The organism is Lysobacter sp. P5_B12, assembly GCF_056400425.1.
The window spans coordinates 588,309-609,029 of sequence record NZ_JBFULG010000001.1 but is presented as its reverse complement, the minus strand read 5'-3'; the positions used below and the strand labels follow the sequence as shown (position 1 = coordinate 609,029).

Genomic DNA, 20,721 nt, shown 5'->3' with positions numbered 1-20,721 from the left:
CTCGGGCCGTTACAATGCGTCCGTGAGCACGCCCGTCCTCGACCTCCAGACGCTCCGCAAGGGTTGCGCGCACTGCTCGCTGCAGCAGTTGTGCCTCCCCGCGGGCATCGGCGTGGACGGCCTGCGGCAACTGGATTCGATCGTGCGCCGCAGTCGGCCCATCGCGCGCGGGCAATCCCTGTTCCGCATGGGCGATGCGCTCGAAGCGGTCTACGTGGCGCGCGATGGCGCCTTCAAGACGGTGGCGATCAGCGAAGAGGGCGAGGAACGCGTCGTCGGCTTCCATCTGCCGGGCGAGTTGATCGGCCTGGACGCACTCGGCGCCGACGTCCATCGCTGCGATGCCATCGCGCTGACCACCGCGAACGTGTGCGAAGTGCCCTTCGACCGGCTCGCCGAGATCGCCGCGCAGGTGCCGGGATTGCAGCACCAACTGCTGCGCGTGATCGGGCGCAGCGTGGGCCGCGACCAGGATCATCTCGACATGCTGTCGCGCCGCCAGGCCTCCGAACGCATCGCGTTGTTCCTGCATGGCATGGCCGAACGCTTCCGCCACATCGGCCAGGCCGACGCGCAATTCCGCTTGCCGATGAGCCGCGAGGACATCGCGCGTTTCCTCGGGCTCGCGCTCGAAACGGTCAGCCGCGGCTTCACGCGATTGCAGGAAGACGGCGTCATCGCGGTCGACGGGCGTCGCGTGGAAATCCTCGACCGCGTCGAACTCGACCGCCTCGCGCACCATCCCGAAAGCACGCAGCCGCGCACCCGCGCCCTCGGCTGATCACGCCAGGCTGCGGCACCCCAGCGCTTCGAGCGCGCCGTGCAACGCGGGCACCTGCACCAACCAGGGGCCGGCCAGCGTTGCCAATCCCGCGAACAACACCACCATCGCCGACGCGACGCGCCAACCGCCGCGTTGCAGGCGTTGACCGAAGCGCGCGCCCGCCCATGTGAGCGGCAACATGACGGGCAAAGTCGCGAGGCCGAACGCGAGCATCGTCAGCGCGCCATGCCACGCGCTCGCCTGCAACCACGCCGCGACGAGCAGCTGCGTACTGAGCCCGCACGGCATCCAGCCCCAGAGCACGCCGAGCCCGATGCGCTTGCCCGTGGTGTCGGCGGGCAACAGGCGACGCTGCAAGGGCCGCAGGCGTTGCCAGAGGCTTGCGCCCGGAATCGTCAGGAACGCAAAGCGTCCACTGCGATCGAGCAAACGCAACGCGGCGAGGACCAGCACGATGCCCACGGCCGCACGCGAGGCCACGATCAACCACGGCAGTCGCGCGACACCGAGCACCGCCTGGCCGATGCCGCCCGCCAACGCACCGGCGATCGTGTAGCCCGCGATACGCCCGAGATTGGGTTGCGCCGCGATCCACCATCCCGTGCGCTGCCCGACCGACAGTCCCGTGGCGATGCCGCCGCACATCACTGCGCAATGCGCACCGCCGAGCAGGCCGGTGAGCAAGGCACCGCCCAAGACGAGCCAGTCAAGCGTCATTGCGTTTTTCCTGCGACGGCGGTGGTGCGTCCTCATCGTCGGCGAGGATCGAGAGCGCCGGCGTTTCGAGATCTTCGAATTGCCCGCCGCGCACGGCCCAGGCGAAGGCGAGGATCGCCACCACCAACAGCATCAACGCAAGCGGGACCAGCAGCAGGAGGATGTTCATGCGCGCACCGCCTTGCGTTCGCGCGCCAGGCGCAACGCATTGAGCGTGACGGTGAGCGAGGACAGCGCCATGCCGAGCGCGGCGATCCACGGTGTGACCAGCCCGAGCGCTGCGATGGGCAAGGCCACCAGGTTCCAGCCGATCGCCCACGCCAGGTTCTGCCGGATGACACGGCGCGTATCGCGTGCGAGCGCGATCGCATCGGGAATGCGATGCAGCGCGGGCGTGGCGAGAACGAGATCGGCTGCGCGTTGCGCGAGGGCCGCGCCATCGGCGACCGCGATGGACACGTCGGCGCCCGCGAGCACGGGCGCGTCGTTCAGACCGTCGCCGACCATCGCGACACTGCGTCCTTGCGACTGCAACGCACGTACACAGGCGAGCTTGTCCTCCGGCGATTGGCGGGCGCGGACATCGTCGAAGTGCAGCGCTTGCGCGAATCGCGACACGGCCGCATGCCCGTCGCCGCTGCACAAATGGACGACCAAACCCTGCGCACGCACCGCGTCGAGCGTTTCCGCGGCATCGGCGCGTGGCTGCTCGCGGATTTCGAAGCGAGCGACTGCACGCGCGCCATCGCCGAGCCACAGCGCGCCGTCGTCGGCGCCGCCGCTGGCGAAGGGCGCATGGCCAAGGCGCCATTCGACGCCATCGACGCGGCCCTGCACACCCTGCCCCGGCACGCTGCGCGTGGCTTCGACGACACCGTCTGTGTCGTGGTAAGGCGCGAAGGTCGACGCAAGCGGATGTTGGCTGTCGCGTTCGAGCGCCGATGCGATGCGCAGCGCCTGCTCGCGCGACATCCCGTCGAACGTTTCCACCTTCGCCAACGCGGGCACGGCATCGCCGAGCGTCCCCGTCTTGTCGAAGACCACGTCGGTGACGCGCGCGAGACGATCGAGCGCATCGGCGCCGACAGGCAACACGCCCATGCGCGCGAGCGCGCCGTTGGAGGCCGCAAGCGCGGCGGGAATCGCCAGCGACAAGGCGCACGGGCAACTGATCACCAGCAACGCGAGTACGACGTCCAACGCACGATCCGGTGCATGCGCGCGCCAGGCGAGATACACCAACACGGCAATCGCGAGCAGCGCCAGGACGAACGCCATCGCGACGCGATCGGCGGTGCGCGCGATCGCCGGCCGATGCGCCTGCGCCCGTTCGACCAACGCCGCGAGTTGCGACAGGCGCGTCGCCGTGCCGGTCGATGCCACGCGCAGGCGCGCCGGCACTTCGCGACATGCGGTGCCCGCGAACACCGGATCGCCTTCGCGCTTGCGCACCGGCGTCGACTCCCCGGTCAACAGCGACTCCTCGAACCAGGCCTGCGCATCGAGCAACACGCCATCGGCCGGCACGCCCGCACCCGCGGCGACGCACGCGATGTCGCCCGGTTGCAGCGCCTGCAGCGGAATGGTTTCGCGCCGGCCATCGCGCTCGCGCACGGCGAAGGCCGGACGCGCACGCGCCAACGCATCCACGCGGGCGCTTGCCAGCGCGCGCGCCCGCTGTTCCAACATGCGCGCGGCGAGCAGCAGGAAGACGAACATCACCGCCGCGTCGTACCAGACATGCGGACCACCGACGAGGGTCGCGTAGAGACTCGCGAAATACGCCAGCAGCACGGAGGTCGCGACCAGCGTGTCTGCGCCGAGGCGCCGCCCGCGCAACTCTCGCACGCATCCGGCCAGGAAGGTCCAGCCCGACCAGAACGCGACCGGCGTTGCGATCAGGAAGGCGACCCACCGCAGGAAGTCGCGCATCGGATGCGACATCGCGCCAGCGGTATCCAGGTACAAGGCTTCGGTGAACATCATCGCCTGCACCGCGCCCAGTCCCGCGACGCCGAGGCGCAGTAGCGCGCGATTGCGTTCGGCCACGCGCGCGCGTTCGCGATCGATGCCGGTCGCCAGGCTCGGGCGATACCCGAGCGACTGCAATCGACGCAAGGGCGTCGACAAGGCCGTGCGCGCAGGATCCCACGCGATGCGGATGCGCCCGGTCACCGCATTGGCGGAGACGTCCAGGACGCCGACCTCGCGACGCAACGCGCGATCGATCAACCACGCGCATGCGGCGCAGCGCATGCCGTCGGTGAGCAACACGAGCTCGCGTCCGCCGGGGATGGCGCGCGCGTGGCCGGCGAGCAGGTCTTCGCGATCCCAGCAGGCGAGGTCGTCGTCGTTCGGATTGACGCGCCCGGCGGCTTCGCTGCGCAGGCGGTAGTAGTCGCCCAGTCGTGCATCCCGGATCCATTGCGCGGCGGCGGCGCATCCCTCGCAGCAGAAGCCGCGTTCGACGCCTTCGAGCGTCAGGCGCGGTGCGTGCGCCGGGAGCGGCTCGCGGCAGTGGAAGCAGGCGGTGTCGAGGCTTGCAGGAAGGTCATCGACAACGACGGCGTTCATTGCGCGTGGGCCAGGGCCGGGCCGACTTCCGCCTGTGCCGCATGCGCCTGCCATCGCCCGCGCAGCCGCCAGCGACGATCGGGCGGCGCCAGTTCCAGGACCCAGTCGTGCGCGTCGTCGAATCCGCCGATGCGCCCGCTCCAACCCGAAACGGAGGGCGCGAGCACGACGCGCCGGTCCAGCGAAGCGAGCACCGGGTGGCGCAGCACCAGTTCCAGCGGCGTCTGCCGATCGAATCCTTCGCCCGCGGGCACGACGTCGAGCACCAGGCCGACGCGGTGGATGCGGGCCGTCAATCCCATGCGGCGCGCTTCGATGTCGGGCGTGAGGTCGGTGTCCTGCACCTGCGCGGTGCTCCGGACGGGGTCGGCCACCGCATCGATCGGCCCTTCGGCGAACCAGAGCAGCGCGAAACCGGCGACCACCGACATCGCCGGCAGCGAGAACACCAACCACACCAGCGGCTGGCGCCACGCGGAGGGCGGAGGACGTCTCATCGCGAAACCGGTCCGAAAAACGTGCTGTCTACTGTCTGTGTCCTACGCGGATCGCCATCGAGTGCGGACACTTCGAAGTGCACGTCGCGTCGCCCCGACACAGGCGTCGACGCATAAACGGTGACCGGCACGGACGCGACTTCGCCGGCGGGAATGGTGAGGGTGGGCGCGCGCCGCATGGCCAGTCCGCGCGTGTCGGAGGAGAGCGTGATCGCGAAGCGACGCGGCTCGTCGCGCTTGTTCGCGATCTTCAGCGTGTAGCCGTTCTCGATGCCGGCGGCGGTCGTGCGATACAGCGTGTTGCGATCGCGCAGCGCCTCGACCGTGAACGGCGCGCGCATCGCGATGCCCGCGACGAAGGCGATGCACACTGCTGCCAGGATGCCGCCGTACACGAACACGCGCGTGCGCAGCAGGCGCGTGCGCTTGCCGTCCACCGCGTGCTGCGTGGTGTAGCGGATCAGGCCGTGCGGAAAGCCCATCTTGTCCATCACCTCGTCGCACGCGTCCACGCATGCGCCGCAGGCGATGCACTCGTATTGCAGGCCGTTGCGGATGTCGATGCCGGTCGGGCAGACCTGCACGCACATCGTGCAGTCGATGCAATCGCCCAGTTCCACCGGCTCGAATTTCGGCATCGGTTCGACCGGGCCCGCGTCGAAGGTGATGGTGCCGGACGCATGCAGGCTGGCTGTCGCCGCGCTGGGAAAGAGCGCCGCGCGGCGCACGTAATCGGTGGCGACGCCCAATGGCAACAAACCGCGCGCGCGTTCGAGCACGCTGCCCAGGCCACGGCGTCGCGGGCCGCGGGGTTCGCCGCGCATCGGGTCGTAGGCGATCAGCAGCGTGTCGCGGTCGAACATCGCGCTCTGGAAACGCGCGTACGGGCACATGTACTTGCACACCTGCTCGCGCAGGAAACCCGCGTTGCCCCAGGTCGCGAAAGCATAGAACAACACCCAGAATGTCTCCCAGCCGCCCCACGCGAACGGCACCGCGTTCGCGGCGAGGACGCGGATCGGCGTGAAGAATCCGACGAAGGTGAAGCCCGTCCACAGCGCGAAGAGCACCCACGCCACGTGCTTGCCGCCCTTGCGCAGGAGCTTGTTCATCGACATCGGCGCGGCATCGAGTTTCATGCGCGCGCCGCGATCGCCTTCGAAGCGTTGCTCGATCCACAGGAACGCTTCGGTCCACACCGTTTGCGGACACGCGTAGCCGCACCACAGGCGCCCGGCGATCGCGGTGAAGAAGAACAGGCCGATGGCCGCGACGATCAGCAACAACGCGAGGAACAGGAAATCCTGCGGCCAGAACGTCAAGCCGAACACGTGGAACTTGCGCGCCGGCAGATCGAACAACACCGCTTGCCGCCCACCCCAGCGCAACCACGGAAAGCCGTAGAACATGCCGAGCAGCCACACCACCGCGAGGATGCGCAGGCGCGCGAAGCGCCCGGAGACTTCGCGCGGATACACCTTGCGCTCGCTGACGTAAAAGGTCCCCGCCTCTTCGACGAGTGCCGCGTCGATCGACTTCGACATGGCTCAGGGCCCCGGCAGCGGGCGGTTGAAGCGGCGACCGGGCCGCAACAACCACCAGGTGAACAGGCTCGAGGAAGCGGTGGCCGCCCAGAACAGGAAGAAGCCGATCGTGTAACCGAGTTCGCGTCCGACGGCGACGCCGGGGAAAGTGATGTCGCGCAAGGCCATCGGATCGACGAACGCGAAGAACACCATCGTCGCGATACCGGCGGCGAAGAAACTCGGCCACGCGATCGCGCCGATGCGCTGCGCGAGCGGGCGAGGCGCTTGATCGACCGCGGCGTTCATTGCTGCGCGCCCACGGCCGCCGCCGGTTCGGGATGCGACAGCGACCACACGTACGCGGCCACCAGGCGGGCACGCGTTTCGCCGAGCAATGCACGATGGGCAGGCATGCTGCCGTGGCGGCCGTTTGCGATGGTCGCCTGCAGCGTCGCGCTGTCGTCGCCGTACAACCAATAGTTGTCCGTCAGGTCGGGCGCGCCGATGTCGGTCTTGCCCTTGCCATTCATGCCGTGGCAATCGGAGCACACCGATTCGAACAAGGCCTTGCCCTGCGCGGCGCCGTAATTGTTCTGCATGCGCGTGGCCGGGTCGGGCAGCGCGCGCACGTACGCGATGACGTCGCTCACCGCATGCGGGCCACCAAGCCCGGTGAGGACCTTGCCCCATTCGGGCATCACGCCTTCGCGGCCGTCGAGCACGGTCTGCAGGATGCGATCGGGCGTTCCGCCCCAATGCCAGATGTGGTCGGTGAGGTTCGGGTAGCCGACCGCGCCCTGCGCCGACGAACCGTGGCAGGTCGCGCAGGTGTTGCTGAAGATCGAGCGACCGAGCCGGCGCGCGGCGGGATCGGCGGCGAGCACGTCGATGGATTTGCCGCGATACGGCGCGAAGGTTTCTTCCAGGCGCGCATTGGCGGCCGCCTGGTCGACCGCCAGTTCCTTTTGCGACGTCCACTTGCCGTGACCGGCGCTCGCACCGAGCCCCGGGAACCACAACAGGTAACCGACGCTGAAAGCGATCGTGATCCAGAACAGGTTGATCCAMCACTTGGGCAGCGGCTTGTTGTATTCGGTGATGGTGCCGTCGTCCCAGTAGTGGCTGGTGTCTTCCGGTTTCGGATCGCCCGGGCGGCGCTTCGCCGTCCACCACAACAGCCAGCCGCAACCGACGATGTTGAGCACGACGATCGCGATGACGTACCAGGACCAACTCGCGGTCATCATGGCGTGCCCTCCTGCTCTTCGTCGTCGACGTCTTCGCGCAGCGGAACGCGCGCGGCGCGATCGAAGGCTTCGCGGCGGCGCGGGCTCCACGCCCACGCCCATCCGGCGACGAACACCGCCAACAACACCGCAGTCACGATGCCGGCGACCATGTCAGTTCCCCCTCGGCGCGTGTTTGCCGAGCGCCTGCAGATACGCGACGACGGCATCCAGTTCGGTCTTGCCGGCGACATCGCTGGGCGCCTTCGCGATTTGCGCATCGGTGTACGGATCCCCGATCGCCTTCAGCGTGCGCATGTGCGCGGCGATGTCCTTGCCGTCGATCGGTGCGTTCTCCAGCCACGGGAAGGACGGCATGTTCGACTCGGGGACCACCGCGCGCGGATCGATCAGGTGCACGCGATGCCAATCGTCGGAATAGCGACCGCCCACGCGCGCAAGGTCCGGCCCGGTGCGTTTGCTGCCCCACTGGAAGGGATGGTCGTAGACCGATTCGCCGGCGAGCGAATAGTGGCCGTAGCGTTCGGTCTCGAAGCGCAGCGTGCGCACCATCTGCGAGTGGCAGTTGTAACAACCCTCGCGTACGTAGACGTCGCGCCCGGCCAGTTGCAGCGCGGGCCACGGAACGACGCCTGGCAGCGGCTTGATGGTGTCGGCCTGGTACATCAGCGGCACGATCTCGGCCAGGCCGCCGAAGGACACGGCCACGGCGATCAACACCGCCATCAGGCCGATGTTCTTCTCGATTTTCTCGTGCGGGTTGTTCGGCGGGGGTTGCGTTGCCATGTCGTGCTCAGCTCGATGCGGGGGCGGCAAGCGCGGCGTCGGCCGCGGGCGATTTCGCGGTGGCCCAGGTTTTCCAGGTGTTCAGCGCCATCAGCAACATGCCGGCGAGCACGATCGCGCCGCCTGCGAAGCGCACCAGGTAATACGGGTAGGTCGCGTTGAGGGCTTCGACGAAGCTGTAGGTCAGCGTTCCGTCGGGGTTGGTGGCGCGCCACATCAGGCCCTGCATCACGCCGGCGATCCACATCGCGGCGATGTAGAACACCACGCCCAGCGTGTGCAGCCAGAAATGCACGTCGATCCATTTCGTCGAGTACATCTGCTGCGCCCCGAGCAGGCGCGGCAGCATCGCGTAGATCGATCCGACGGAAATCATCGCCACCCAGCCCAGCGCGCCGGCGTGCACGTGGCCGATGGTCCAGTCGGTGTAATGCGAGAGCGAGTTCACCGTCTTGATCGACATCATCGGCCCCTCGAAGGTCGCGATCATGTAGAAGCTGATCGCCACGATGAGGAACTTGAGGATCGGATCGGTGCGCAGTTTGTACCAGACGCCCGACAAGGTCAGGATCCCGTTGAGCGCACCGCCCCACGAGGGCGCGAGCAGGATCAGCGAAAACACCATGCCCAGCGACTGCGCCCAGTCGGGCAGCGCGGTGTATTGCAGGTGGTGCGGGCCGGCCCACATGTACACGGCGATCAGCGCCCAGAAGTGCACGATCGACAACCGGTAGGAATACACCGGGCGCCCGGCCTGCTTGGGCACGTAGTAGTACATCATCCCCAGGAAGCCGGCGGTCAGGAAGAACCCGACCGCGTTGTGCCCGTACCACCACTGCACCATCGCATCGACCGCGCCGGTGTAGACGATGTAGGACTTGGTCAGGGTCGCCGGCAACGCGATGTTGTTGACGATGTGCAACAGCGCGATGGCGATGATGAAGCTGCCGTAGAACCAGTTCGCCACGTAGATGTGCCGGCCCTGCCGCTTGGTGATCGTGCCGAAGAACAACACGGCGTACGCGATCCACACCACGGCGATCAGCAGATCGATGGGCCATTCGAGTTCGGCGTATTCCTTGCCCTGGGTGATGCCCATCGGCAGGGTGATCGCGGCCGATACGATGACTGCCTGCCAGCCCCAGAACACGAAGCTGGCGAGCTTGTCGGAGATCACGCGCACGCCGCAGGTGCGTTGCACCACGTGCAGGGACGTGGCCATCAACGCGCTGCCGCCGAAGGCGAAGATCACCGCATTGGTGTGCAGCGGGCGCAGCCGTCCATAGGACAGCCACGGAATGCCTTCGCCGAGCGTGGGCCAATACAACTGCGCGGCGATGAACAGCCCGACGCCCATGCCCACGATGCCCCAGAGGATGGTGGCGAGGGAAAACTGCAGGACGACCTTGTCGTTGTAGACGACGCGGGCCGCCGCCGGCAGGGCCTGGCCCGGGCGGGAGGCGGAGGATTGCATGTCATCGTTCATGGGGGCCCCGCTATGGATGCGAGCAGTCTCGCGGACTCCACCCTGTGCCGATTTGATCCGGATCAAATCGGCCTGATCAAAATCGGCCTGATCAAATCGGCCGGATCAAATCATTCCGATCGAAATCGGTGCGAACTCACCAGCGATAGATGTACCCGAGCTTCAGGCCGCTATCGATGAAATCCAGGTTGCCGATGAAGTCGGTCTTGCGCGCATCGACGCTGATCTTGCTGAGCGAGTAATCGAGCGTGAAGCCCGAGCGCTCCCACGGATACCACTCCACGCCGATGCGGCCGAAGGTCACGTCGCCGTCGACATCGTTGACGTTCGCCTTGAAGTAGCCCACGTCCGCGCCGATGCGCCACGCGTTGTGGCCACCCGGTGTCCAGCGCCATGCGCCGCCGAGGGTCAGCGACGGCAGGTCGGCCTGTGCTTCCTCGCGGAACGCGCCGCCGGCGGCATTGCCGTTGACGTCCACCTGCAATGCCATCGCCATGTCCAGCCGATACCAGACCAGGCCGACGCGCGGGCCCAGTGTCCAATTCTCCTTCTGCGCGGCCCACCAGACGTAATAGCCCTCGTAGGCGTCGATGCCGACGTCCACGCTCACGGTGCTGTTGGCCTGGTAGGTCGTGTCGCGGAAGGTGATGTCGCGCGCGATGGTGCGCGTGGCATCGGCGTCGTCCTGGTAGTAGGTCAGGCCGAACTCATGGCTCTCCCATGGGCGCCAGGTCAGGCCGACGTAGCCGATGGTCGCGCTGTCGTCGAGGCCGAAGTCGCGGTCCAGTTCGACCTGCGAGCCGCGCTGGGTCTGGCCGTCGGCGCGGACCTTGGTGTCCCAGGAGGTGATGTAACCGCCGACCCGGAAGCTGAAGGTGTCCAGCGGTTCGACCGCGCGCGCCTGCGATGGCGCAAGCAGCCCGACACACGCGAGGGACAACAGGGACATCGTGGCGATCTTCATGACCTCTCCTCGAACACTGCGGTTGCGTGGACGACGCCCTTCCCTTCCATGACACAACGGTCGCCCGGCCCTCACCCGGACAGGGCGGCCGGCGCACTTATGGGGGGTCGTCGAAGGATTCGACGGCGATGCGCAAGCTGACCAGCCGCGCGACCATGATCGCGAGATACAGCTGGCCGAAAATGGCCTCGAACACGGCCAGGCCCCGCGCGATGGGTGTCACCGGCGTGATGTCGCCGTAACCCAGCGTGGCCATCGTGACGAAGCTGAAGTAGATGCCGTCGGGCAGCGCCATCGCCGCCATGGGCGCGCCGCCGAGGAACAGCGAATGCGGCTGGGCCTGTTCCAGCGCGACCCAGATCGCGCCGAAGAACACGCCCACCAGCAGATAGGTGTTCAGGGCCGCCAGCAGATGCTGCCGGTCGACCCGCGGACTCGACATCGCATAGCGCAGGGATCGCGCGGCCGCGAAGAACGCGATGCCCGCCCACAGCGCCAGCGTGATCGGCCCGGTGTGGCCCAGGCCGGTGCGGATCGGCGCCAGGCCGAGCACGATCGCAACGATCGCCAGGACGATCAGGCCGCGTCGGCGCACGCGCCCGCGCGTCGGCGCCAGCGCGGCCGCGAGGAGCGTCACGCCCAGGCAGGCGTTGAGCATCCATCCGCCCGAACCGGTCAACGACAGCAACGGCCCCATCGCGATGGTGACGATGAGCAGAATGAACAGCACCGCGTGGCGGTTGCGTCCCCACCATTGCACGAGGTTCGCGGACTCGCGCGACATCGTTCAATCCGATGCGCCGGGTGCGTAGAAAAACACCGTCGCGAGGATCAGGTACACCGACAACAGTTGCGCACCGCGAAACCAGTCGGTGCGCCCGTCCGAGGAGACCTGGCCGCTGATCATGACCGCGAGCAGCACACTCACCACCAGCCCCGGCGAGAACACCAGCGGCATCGGGCCCGGGCCGATGACGTAGCTGAGCAACACGAGCAAGGGCGCGATCAACAGCGCGAGCTGCACGCTGGCGCCTTGCGCGATCGACATCGCCAGGTCCATGCGGTTCGCGCGCGCGGCCATGATCGCGCTCACCGCTTCGGCCGCGCCGCCGAGCACCGCGAGCACGAAGACACCGGAGAACGCCGGGGACAGGCCAAGCGATTCGGTCGCCGGTTCGATCACCGCGACCAGGATTTCGCTCATGACCACGACACCGACCGTGGCCGCGCCGAGGATCAAGGCTGCGCGCCCGGGCGACCAGCCGGGTGCTTCGTGTCCGCCGCCGTGCGCGTCGGGGGCCCCGTTCGCTTCGCGCGGGGCGCGCAAGGTGCGCACCACGCTGCACGCATAGATCGCCAGCAACACGACCGCGATCCAGACGCTGACCGAATCGATCGCCGCCGATTCGGAAGGCACGACCGCGCGATACGCCGCCGGCATGATCATCGAGATGACGGCAAGCGTCAGCATCGCCGACAGCGAACGCGACAACGCGACGTCGTAGCGCTGTTCGCCCCAGCGCCGCCCGCCGACGACCATCGCGATGCCCATCACCAGCAGGATGTTGCCGATGATCGCGCCGGCCAGCGACGCCATCACCATCGCATGCAGCCCTTCGCGCAACGCGGCGAGGCAGATGATCAATTCGGCGGCGTTGCCGAAGGTGGCGTTGAGCAGGCCGCCGATCGACGGGCCGACGCGTTCGGCGAGGACGTTCGTCGCCTGCGCCATGATGCCGGCCAGCGGCACGATCGAAATCGCCGCGGTGGCGAAGATCAGCAGGATGCGGTCCGGCGCGAACTGCTCCAGCAGGAGCGCGATCGGCGCGAAGACCAGCAACCATTTCACCTGGCGTCTCCGCTGCCGGGCGCCTCGTCCGCGGTGGGTGGGCCGGCGATGAAATCGCCGCCCAATGCGAGATGCAGATCGACGCGCCGGACGAGGCGTTCACGCCGCACGGCTAGCAAGGCCACTTCCGACGCGTTCGCCGACAACATGCGATTCATCACGTCGCGCAGGTCGGATTTGCCGATGCGGTACGAGGTTTCGGTCAGCCCCGCCGCACGGCGGCTGTCTTCGGCCGACGTGTGCAGCAATTCCTCGCGCGTGGCGAGCGTGGCTTCCGCATCGAGTGCGTTCTCCACTTCGTCCAGCGCCTGCAGCGACAGGCGCGCGTAGTTCGCGACCGCTTCGCGTTGTTCGGCCGTGCGCAGGCGAACCTGGCCGGTCAGTTGCCCACCGGTGTACAGCGGGACGACGGCCGTGCCGCTGATGCTGGCGGTGTTGCCGCTCTCGCTTTGCGTGAAGTCGATCGCCTTGCGCGACACGCGTCCATAACCGGCGGACAAGGTGATCGACGGCCAGAACGAAGCCTTCGCTTCGCCGACGAGATCGAACGCGGCGGCGACGCGGCGCTGCGCCGCAAGCAAATCGGGGCGTCGATCCAGCGCATCGGCCGGCATGCCCGCGGGCACCGGGCCGGGGAACGGCACGAGATCTTCGCGCGCCTGGATCGCGGCCGCGGGATAGCGCCCCACCAGGATTTCCAATGCGCGCAAGGCCTGTCGATGCGCGAGTTCCACCTGGCGCGCGGCGTCCTGGTAATTCGCCGCACTCGCACGCGCCGTCATCACATCGGTTTCGTTGCCCGCGCCGATGCGCTGGCGATCGTCGGCGAGGCCGACCAGGCGCTGCGCATCGTCGGCCATGCGATTGGCGAGCTTGGCCTGCTGCGCCGTTTCGGTCGAAAGGAACCAGGCGCGCGCGACGGAGGCCGCAAGCGATTGCCGTGCGAAGCGCCAGTCCGCGCTGCTCGCATCGCGTTGCGCCCTTGCCGCGTTGCGCGCGTAGCGCAGGCGACCCCACAGGTCGATTTCCCACGACATGCGCAACATCACGCCGCTGAGCATCGCGATGAGGTCGGACACCGGCTTGGACCCCGCGCGACCAAGGATGCCGATCGCGGGCTTGAGTTGCGAGGTCGCCAGGTCGACTTGCGCTTCGGCCTGTTCGACGCGCGCGGCGGCGATTTCCAGGTCTGGGTTGTACTCGAGCGCTTCGGCGACCAGTGCATCGAGTTGCGAATCGCCGAAGGTCGCGAGCCAGCCGGTTTCGACGGGCGCCGCGCTCGCGGGGCTGCGCCAGCCCTGCGGCATTTGCACATGCGGCAGCGCCTGCGCCTGCACCTCGTCGGCGGTCGGCTCCGGCGATGTTGCGCAGCCTGCGAGCAGTACGGCCGCGAGCCCGGATGCGAATGCGATGCGACGTCGCGCCATGGCGGCCTCAGTGCAACTTCAGCACGAGCGCATCCAGCTTGGTGCCCACGCGCAGGATCACCTTGCGGATGATGTGCACCAGGTGGCCCTTCTGCGTGTAGATCGCACCCACGCCTTGCGCGCCCATCGGCAGGAACGTCGTTTCATCGCGCCCGGCGGCGCGCAGGCGCACCGCGAAACGCCCCGGCGGAATCGGATTGGTGCCGGTCTGCGGCACGGTGCCCGACAACGGCAATTGCCCCGTGCCCGAAGACCAGACGATGGAATCGACCTTCGCCTTGATGATGCGGTTGGGATAGGTCTTGAACGCGAGCTCGGCTTCGTCGCCGGGCTTGATGTTGCGCAACTCGTTCTGCGAATACATCGCCAGGATCATCTGCTCGTTCTCGACGAACGACATCACCGGCACCAGCGGGATCTGCGCGGCGTAGGAACCCGGCCGCAACTGGAGATTCACCACCGTGCCGTCGGCGGGCGCGAGGAACACGGTCTGGGAGAGTTCCCATTTCGAGTAGGCGATCTGCGCCTTCAATTGATCCACCGCGGCGCGCGCCTGCGCGACTTCGGACAACTCGCCCTTCTTGGTGCGCGCCGACAGTTTCTGCTGCACCTGCGAGACGTTGGCCGTGGTTTGCGCCAGGTCCGCCTGCAGGCTCTTGACGTCGGTCTGCGCCTGCTCGTAATCGAACTTCGTGCCCGCGCCGGTCTTCGTCAGGTCGCGCGTCTGGCCTTCGCGCTTCAGGGCGAGTTCGAGCTTCGCCGACAGGGCATCGCGCGTGGAACGCGCGGCGCGCAGTTGTTCGTCCAGTTCGCGCTGGTAGGCGTTCGCGCTATCCAGCTTCGCGGAGAATTCCGGCAGCTTGGATTGCAGTTCGTTCAACTTCTGCTGGAACGGCTCCGGATCCAGGCGGAACAGCACCTGGCCCTTCTTGATCGGGCGATTGGGTTCGATCGGCACTTCGATCACGCGCCCGGTCACGCGCGGCGTGACCTGCACGACGTAGTTGATCACGCGCACGTCGGACGAGGACGGTGCCACGACGTTGAGATAGAGGATCAGCGCGGTCAGGCCGAAGATCGGCAGCGTGAACACGATGATCTGGCTGATGAAATTCCACGGCAGCAGCTTGAACTTGAAGAAGATCAGCCAGACGATGCCCGCGTAGATGAGGAGAAGGATGATTTCCATCAGGTGGCCTTCTGCTCCGTGGCCTGGAAGTCGTCGTCGGGTGTCGGTTCCAGCGAGATCGCGTCGCCACCATGGCCGTGCGGGTCTTCCTTGTCGCGGCCGTAGGCCAGCTTGTAGAGCACGGGTTTCGAATACGCCCACACCCACGCGATCGGCCACAGCATCCCGCCGAACACCAGCGAAAGCAGGCAGACGATCTTGATCGCCTGCAGCTGCGGATGGTGGCGTTTCTCCGCGATCTTCTCCGGCATGATGTGGACCCACCAGAACGCGGCGATCAGCACCACCGGCACGATGATGATCGCGATCCACGCGATGACGTTGGCCATGGTGTCGAGCGCATCGCCTTCGAGCAGCGAGGCATGCGCGGGCGCGGCCCATGCGAGGACAAGGACGACACACCAGGCGCGCAGGAATCTGGCGGACACGGCCCCTCCCGAAATGCCGACCCGCATGGGCCGACGAACGGTTCGATCCTAGGGACCCCTCCGACGTGCGGATATTGTCCCTTGGGGCAACTCGGCGGATTCTTCTCGTGCGAACACTGAATCCCCTGAACGGGTGAGGTGGCCGTCGATCCCGATCTCCCCCGTTCGGGTAACTGCAGGACGCGTGAAAAAAAGCACCTTTCCCCCGAGGTGCGGGCCGAAGCCGATGGGCCATGCACAGGATGGCGAGAATCGCGACCACGTCGTCATCCGCGGCGTGGCATTCGGACAAGGGCGGCCCCGCAGCGCGTTCTTCGATCACGTCCGCGAGACCGCGCGCGAGCTGCTGGCGCCGCACGCGCGCCCGCATCGACTGCCGCTCGCGGAAATGCGCGCCTTGATGAATGCGGTGCCCGGCGCGCTCGTGCTGGCCGGCGACAATGGCCGCGTGCTGCTGGCCAACACCGCGGCCGAGGCCCTGTTCGGCTATGCGCACGATGCGATGCCGCACGTGTTCGCCGACTCGCTGGTGCCTTCCTTCGACGGCGGCGCGCGCGAATTGTTCGCCACGCGCGCCGATGGATCAGAGCTCCCGGTCGACGTCGAGTGCCGCACCGTGTCGATCGGCGACGAAGCGATGTTATTGCTGAGCGTGAGCGATGCCACGCAGCGCCGTCGCCAGGAACGCGAAGCGGCCCTGCAGTGCGACGAGCTCGCGCACCTGTCCCGCGTGGCGATGCTCGGCGAGTTGTCGGGCGCGCTGGCGCACGAAATCAATCAGCCGTTGTCGGCGATCCTGTGCAACGCCCAGGCCGCGCAGCGCCTGCTGCGCGCCGATCCACCGGACCTCACCGAAATCCGCGACATCATCGACGACATCGTCGTCGACGATCGCCACGCCGGCGAAGTCATCCAGCGCCTGCGCAAATGGCTGCGCAAGGAACACGTCGATCACGTCCCGTTGTCGCTGAATGGCGTGGTGCTCGATGCCTTGCACCTGGTGCGCGCCGATCTCGTGCAACGCGGCATCGACGTCCACCTCGAGCTGGCCGGCCAACTGCCGCAGGTCGCAGGCGATCGCATCCAGTTGCAGCAGGTCGTCCTCAACCTCGTGCGGAATGGTTGCGACGCGATGGTGAACATGGACGCCCCGCGCCTGTTGCGCATCCTGACGCGGCAGGTCGGCGCGAATGTCCAGTTGGAGGTCGTCGACCGCGGGCATGGCATCGAGCCGGCGATCGCGCAAACCATGTTCGATCCGTTCGAAACCACCAAGTCCGAGGGCATGGGCATGGGCCTGGCCATCTGCCGCACGATCGTGGAATCGCACGGCGGGCGCGTGTGGGCGCAATCGCTGGAAAGCGGCGCGCTCGTGGCGTTCGAATTGCCGGGCATCGCGCCATGACCGACCTGTCCGCGCCCTCGCCCGTCGTACACCTGGTCGACAACGACCCGCGCGTGTTGAAGTCGGTGGCGCGCCTGTTGGCCAGTGCGGGCATCGATACGCAGTCCAGCACTTCGTCCGACGCGTTCCTCGCGTGTTACGACGCCGACATTCCGGGCTGCGTCGTGCTCGACCTGGCGATGCCCGGTCGCACGGGGCTCGACGTGCAACGCTCGCTGCGCGATCGCCACGTCGACGTGCCCATCGTCTTCCTCTCCGGTTGCGCGGACGTGCCCACGACGGTGCGCGCGATGAAAGCCGGCGCGCTCGACTTCCTCGTCAAACCCGTCGACGGGGAAACCCTGCTGGCGGCCGTGCGCGACGGCATCGCCCGCGACCGGCGGCGTCGCGATCGCAACGACGAGAGTCGCGAACTGCACGTTCGCCTGGATTCCCTCACGCCGCGCGAGCGCGAACTGCTGCCGCACCTGATCTCCGGCAAGCTCAACAAGCAGATCGCGGCCGACCTGGGCGTAGTGGAGAAAACCGTCAAGGTGCATCGCGCGCACGTGATGCAGAAGCTGGGCGTGCGGCGGCTCGCCGATCTCGTGCGGCTCGCCGCGCGCCTGTCGATCGAGCCCTGCGCCACCGCGCGCATCGTTGGTCCAACGGCCAATTGAAGCCCCCGCTGCGGGGGCTTAGCGTCCGGTTTCGATGACCGGGCGCACGCCAACTGTCGCAGTGCTCGACGACGAGGCCCCGGTCCGGCGCGCGTTGCAACGGTTGCTGCGCGCTGCCGGATTCGACGTGCGCCTGTTCGCCACAGGATCGGATTTCATGGCACATCTGGAAGGAATCGACTGCCTCATCCTCGACCTGCACCTGCCGGGCATGTCGGGGTTCGACGTACAGGACGCACTCGCCGATCGGCACTCGCCGATCCCGGTCGTCGTGCTGACCGGCAACGACACCGACGCAAACCGCGCGCGCAGCCTCGCCCAGGGGGCGCGCGCGTTCCTCACCAAACCCGTGGACGACAAGGTGTTGCTGGATGCACTCCGACCCCTGACGTCGTCGACGCGCGCGAGGCCATCATGAACGAAAGCGCCAAGCCCAACCCTGCCGCCCTCAATACCGTCTTCGCCGCGGCCATCGCGCGCGAGGATCAATGGCGGCAATTGTCCGCATACGCCCGCGCGTGGTCGGAGGCGGGGGCTGACGCCAAGGCGTCCGAAGAGATGCGCGGCAAATGTCGCGCGACGCTGACGCAGATCTCACGGTTGGAACATTGCTGGGCGTATCCCGGCCCGCGGCTGATGGAAGCGCTGCGCGAGGGACTGGAAGGCGGCGGCGCCTCCGCGTTCGCGCGCCTGGTGCAGAAAGTCTCCTCCGCGCTGCGGTCGGGCGACTATCGCCGCGACGAAAGCGCGTGGGACACCAGCGAATCGGCCGACATGCGCCTGCTCGATACGCTGCCACCGGACCTGGAGTCCGGCGCGCAGGGCAAGCCCTACTTCGAGGTGCTCGTGGTCACGCCATCGGATCCGGCGCAGTGGTCGCGCTCGGTGGATGAAGCGCGCCGCATGCGCCGCGCGGAAGATCCCTTCGAATACGCGGTCTTCCACGTGGGCAGCTTCGAGGACGGTGCGCTGGCGGTGATGTTGAATTCCAACATCCAGGCCGTCGTGCTGATCGACGGGTTCCAATTTTCCTCCAGGCACGACATTCCGGACCTGAAGGACTTCCTCGCGCGCAACATGGAGATCGACAAGGGGAGCATCGCACCCGGCGCCATCTCCACGCGCCTTGCGCAGGCGATCGATGATTTCCGTCCGGAAATCGACCTCTACCTGCTCTCCGACCGCGCCACCGAACTGCTCGCCGCAAGCGACGAAGCCGCGCCCATCCGCCGCATCTTCCACAGCATCGAAGAGCCGATGGAGTTGCACTTGGCCATCCTCGACGGCATCAAGGACCGCTACGAGACGCCCTACTTCGACAACCTCAAGAAGTACGCGATGCGCCCGATCGGCACCTTCCACGCGCTGCCCATCGCGCGCGGCAAGTCGGTGTTCGGATCGAACTGGATCCGCGACATGGGCGTGTTCTACGGCACCAACATCCTCTTCGCCGAATCCTCGGCGACCACCGGCGGGCTGGATTCGCTGCTGGAACCGACCGGCAACATCAAGAAGATGCAGGACGCCACCGCGCGCGCATTCGGCGCCAAGCGCGCCTACCTCGGCACCAACGGCACCTCGACCTCCAACAAGATCGTCGTGCAGGCGATCTGCAAACCGGGCGACATCGTCATCGTCGACCGCAATTGCCACAAGTCGCACCACTACGGCTTCGTGCTCACGGGCGCACAGCCCTATTACGTCGAAGCGTTCCCGCTCACGCAGTATTCGATGTATGGCGCGGTGCCGCTGCGCACGATCAAGCAGGCGCTGCTGGACTGCAAGGCCGAGGGCAAGCTCGATCGCGTCAAGGTGATCGACCTGACCAACTGCACCTTCGACGGGCACATGTACAACCCGCGCCGGGTGATGGAAGAGTGCCTGGCGATCAAGCCCGACCTTGTGTTCCTGTGGGACGAAGCGTGGTTCGGTTTCGCGCGCTTCAGCCCGCTGCATCGCAAGCGCACGGCGATGGGCGCGGCCGCGGCGTTGACGCGCCGCTATCGCAGCGATGCCTATCGCGCCGAATACAAGGCGTGGAAAGAGAAGAACCCCGATCCCGACAACGCCGCGCTGCTCGATGGCCACCCGCTGCCCGATCCGGACAAGGTGCGCATCCGCGCCTACCAGACCAACTCGACGCACAAGTCGATGTCGGCCTTCCGGCAGGGCTCGATGATGCTGGTGTGGGACGAGGACTTCCATCAAGTGGAAGGCCCCTTCGAGGAAGCGTTCTTCGCGCACACCTCCACTTCGCCGAACCTGCAGCTCATCGCCTCGCTGGACCTGGCGCGCCGCCAGATGGAACTGGAAGGCTTCGCGCTCACCATGCGCATGACCGAGCTCGCGCTGCGCCTGCGCCAGACGATCAACGACCATCCGCTGATCTCGAAGTATTTCCACGTCGCCACGCCGGCCGACATGATCCCGGCCGAATTCCGCGAATCGGGCCTGACCGACTACGGCCCGCCCAACGGCTCGTGGACCGACATGATCAATGCGTGGGTCAACGACGAGTTCGCACTGGATCCCACGCGCATCACGCTGATCTGCGGCTCGGCGGGTTTCGACGGCACGCAGTTCAAGGGCCTGCTCGCCGAGAAGTTCGACATCCAGATCAACAAGACCTCGCGCAACTCCATCCTGGTGCAGACCAACATCAACAACACGCATTCGGATGCGGCGTTGCTGATCAAGGCGCTGGCCGACATGGCGCGCGAAATCGACAAGCGCCTGGCGCAGGAAGGCAAGGCGGGGCGCGAGATCTTCGACGCACGCGTGAAGTCGCTGATGACCGACGTGCCCGACCTGCCGAACTTCAGCCGCTTCCACGACGGCTTCCGCGAGAACCCGAAGGCGCCGAGCAACGAAGGCCACATGCGGCCGGCGTTCTTCATGGCCTACGACGAGAACAACTGCGAGTTCGTGCGCTTGAACAGCGACGACGTCGAGAAGCGCCTGAAGGACGGACCTGAGATGGTTTCGGCCAATTTCGTGATCCCGTATCCGCCGGGCTTCCCGATCATGGTGCCGGGCCAGGTGATCACGGCCGACACGATCGCCTTCATGCGCAAGCTCGACGTCAAGGAAATCCACGGCTACCACGCGGCGGCCGGCATCAAGTTGATCAAGCCCTCGGTCCTGTCGGGCCGTGCGACCTCGATGTAGCAGCCCTCGCGATTC

The 20,721-nt window shown here is 67.1% G+C and carries 21 protein-coding genes; 5 read left to right on the top strand and 16 right to left on the bottom strand.

The features are described from left to right. Window positions 1-22 precede the first annotated feature (22 nt). Window positions 23-781 (top strand): fumarate/nitrate reduction transcriptional regulator Fnr, encoded by a 759-nt coding sequence (fnr, locus tag AC1DOM_RS02785; RefSeq protein ID WP_498959982.1) that lies wholly within the window; start codon window positions 23-25, stop codon window positions 779-781. Here fnr and AC1DOM_RS02780 read toward each other — a convergent pair whose 3' ends face one another. The 16 genes from AC1DOM_RS02780 to AC1DOM_RS02705 form a co-directional block, all read right to left on the bottom strand. Then, on the bottom strand, window positions 782-1,501 hold the full coding sequence (locus AC1DOM_RS02780; RefSeq protein WP_498959980.1) for a sulfite exporter TauE/SafE family protein: 720 nt from the start codon (window positions 1,499-1,501) through the stop codon (window positions 782-784). It abuts the gene before it with no gap. Beyond that, window positions 1,491-1,670 carry a cbb3-type cytochrome oxidase assembly protein CcoS gene (gene ccoS / locus AC1DOM_RS02775; RefSeq protein ID WP_498959978.1) on the bottom strand — a complete coding sequence of 60 codons (180 nt, stop codon included), beginning with the start codon at window positions 1,668-1,670 and terminating at the stop codon, window positions 1,491-1,493. Before ccoS ends, AC1DOM_RS02780 begins: the two co-directional genes overlap by 11 nt. Next, window positions 1,667-4,075, bottom strand: coding sequence for a heavy metal translocating P-type ATPase (locus AC1DOM_RS02770; protein ID WP_498959976.1), 2,409 nt, complete (start codon window positions 4,073-4,075; stop codon window positions 1,667-1,669). The genes ccoS and AC1DOM_RS02770 overlap by 4 nt, the downstream gene beginning before the upstream one ends. Then, the gene (locus tag AC1DOM_RS02765) at window positions 4,072-4,572 is read right to left on the bottom strand and encodes a FixH family protein (protein WP_498959974.1); all 501 of its coding nucleotides are present in this window, start codon (window positions 4,570-4,572) and stop codon (window positions 4,072-4,074) included. Before AC1DOM_RS02765 ends, AC1DOM_RS02770 begins: the two co-directional genes overlap by 4 nt. Continuing rightward, window positions 4,569-6,116, bottom strand: a complete 1,548-nt coding sequence (locus AC1DOM_RS02760; protein ID WP_498959972.1) for a 4Fe-4S dicluster domain-containing protein — start codon at window positions 6,114-6,116, stop codon at window positions 4,569-4,571. The genes AC1DOM_RS02765 and AC1DOM_RS02760 overlap by 4 nt, the downstream gene beginning before the upstream one ends. A gap of 3 nt (window positions 6,117-6,119) precedes the next feature. Continuing rightward, a complete protein-coding gene (locus tag AC1DOM_RS02755) occupies window positions 6,120-6,404 on the bottom strand; it encodes a hypothetical protein (protein WP_498959970.1) in 285 nt (94 codons plus the stop codon). Further along, on the bottom strand, window positions 6,401-7,345 hold the full coding sequence (ccoP, locus tag AC1DOM_RS02750) for a cytochrome-c oxidase, cbb3-type subunit III (protein WP_498959968.1): 945 nt from the start codon (window positions 7,343-7,345) through the stop codon (window positions 6,401-6,403). The genes AC1DOM_RS02755 and ccoP overlap by 4 nt, the downstream gene beginning before the upstream one ends. After that, window positions 7,342-7,497 carry a cbb3-type cytochrome oxidase subunit 3 gene (locus AC1DOM_RS02745; RefSeq protein WP_498959967.1) on the bottom strand — a complete coding sequence of 52 codons (156 nt, stop codon included), beginning with the start codon at window positions 7,495-7,497 and terminating at the stop codon, window positions 7,342-7,344. The genes ccoP and AC1DOM_RS02745 overlap by 4 nt, the downstream gene beginning before the upstream one ends. Window position 7,498: 1 nt before the next feature. After that, complete coding sequence (gene ccoO / locus AC1DOM_RS02740) at window positions 7,499-8,131, bottom strand: cytochrome-c oxidase, cbb3-type subunit II (RefSeq protein WP_498959965.1); 633 nt, start codon at window positions 8,129-8,131, stop codon at window positions 7,499-7,501. Window positions 8,132-8,138: 7 nt separating this feature from the next. Further along, complete coding sequence (gene ccoN / locus AC1DOM_RS02735) at window positions 8,139-9,605, bottom strand: cytochrome-c oxidase, cbb3-type subunit I (protein WP_498960215.1); 1,467 nt, start codon at window positions 9,603-9,605, stop codon at window positions 8,139-8,141. Window positions 9,606-9,753: 148 nt separating this feature from the next. Next, on the bottom strand, window positions 9,754-10,581 hold the full coding sequence (locus AC1DOM_RS02730; protein ID WP_498959963.1) for a hypothetical protein: 828 nt from the start codon (window positions 10,579-10,581) through the stop codon (window positions 9,754-9,756). Window positions 10,582-10,678: 97 nt separating this feature from the next. Continuing rightward, on the bottom strand, window positions 10,679-11,365 hold the full coding sequence (locus tag AC1DOM_RS02725; RefSeq protein ID WP_498959961.1) for a potassium channel family protein: 687 nt from the start codon (window positions 11,363-11,365) through the stop codon (window positions 10,679-10,681). A gap of 3 nt (window positions 11,366-11,368) precedes the next feature. Then, a complete protein-coding gene (gene cax, locus AC1DOM_RS02720; RefSeq protein ID WP_498959959.1) occupies window positions 11,369-12,430 on the bottom strand; it encodes a calcium/proton exchanger in 1,062 nt (353 codons plus the stop codon). Next, on the bottom strand, window positions 12,427-13,857 hold the full coding sequence (locus tag AC1DOM_RS02715) for an efflux transporter outer membrane subunit (RefSeq protein ID WP_498959957.1): 1,431 nt from the start codon (window positions 13,855-13,857) through the stop codon (window positions 12,427-12,429). Before AC1DOM_RS02715 ends, cax begins: the two co-directional genes overlap by 4 nt. Window positions 13,858-13,864: 7 nt before the next feature. Beyond that, window positions 13,865-15,046, bottom strand: coding sequence for an HlyD family secretion protein (locus AC1DOM_RS02710; protein WP_498959955.1), 1,182 nt, complete (start codon window positions 15,044-15,046; stop codon window positions 13,865-13,867). After that, window positions 15,046-15,474, bottom strand: a complete 429-nt coding sequence (locus AC1DOM_RS02705) for a DUF3302 domain-containing protein (protein ID WP_498959953.1) — start codon at window positions 15,472-15,474, stop codon at window positions 15,046-15,048. The genes AC1DOM_RS02710 and AC1DOM_RS02705 overlap by 1 nt, the downstream gene beginning before the upstream one ends. A gap of 226 nt (window positions 15,475-15,700) precedes the next feature. Between AC1DOM_RS02705 and AC1DOM_RS02700 the strand changes: the two genes are divergently transcribed. Genes AC1DOM_RS02700 through AC1DOM_RS02685 form a run of 4 tightly spaced genes read left to right on the top strand, consistent with a single transcriptional unit; the run spans window position 15,701 to window position 20,706 of the window. Continuing rightward, on the top strand, window positions 15,701-16,879 hold the full coding sequence (locus AC1DOM_RS02700) for a sensor histidine kinase (RefSeq protein ID WP_498959951.1): 1,179 nt from the start codon (window positions 15,701-15,703) through the stop codon (window positions 16,877-16,879). Then, window positions 16,876-17,538 carry a response regulator transcription factor gene (locus AC1DOM_RS02695; protein ID WP_498959949.1) on the top strand — a complete coding sequence of 221 codons (663 nt, stop codon included), beginning with the start codon at window positions 16,876-16,878 and terminating at the stop codon, window positions 17,536-17,538. The genes AC1DOM_RS02700 and AC1DOM_RS02695 overlap by 4 nt, the downstream gene beginning before the upstream one ends. Before the next feature lie 34 nt (window positions 17,539-17,572). Further along, window positions 17,573-17,956, top strand: coding sequence for a response regulator transcription factor (locus AC1DOM_RS02690; RefSeq protein WP_498959947.1), 384 nt, complete (start codon window positions 17,573-17,575; stop codon window positions 17,954-17,956). Then, window positions 17,953-20,706 (top strand): Orn/Lys/Arg family decarboxylase, encoded by a 2,754-nt coding sequence (locus AC1DOM_RS02685; RefSeq protein WP_498959945.1) that lies wholly within the window; start codon window positions 17,953-17,955, stop codon window positions 20,704-20,706. The genes AC1DOM_RS02690 and AC1DOM_RS02685 overlap by 4 nt, the downstream gene beginning before the upstream one ends. Window positions 20,707-20,721: the final 15 nt, after the last annotated feature.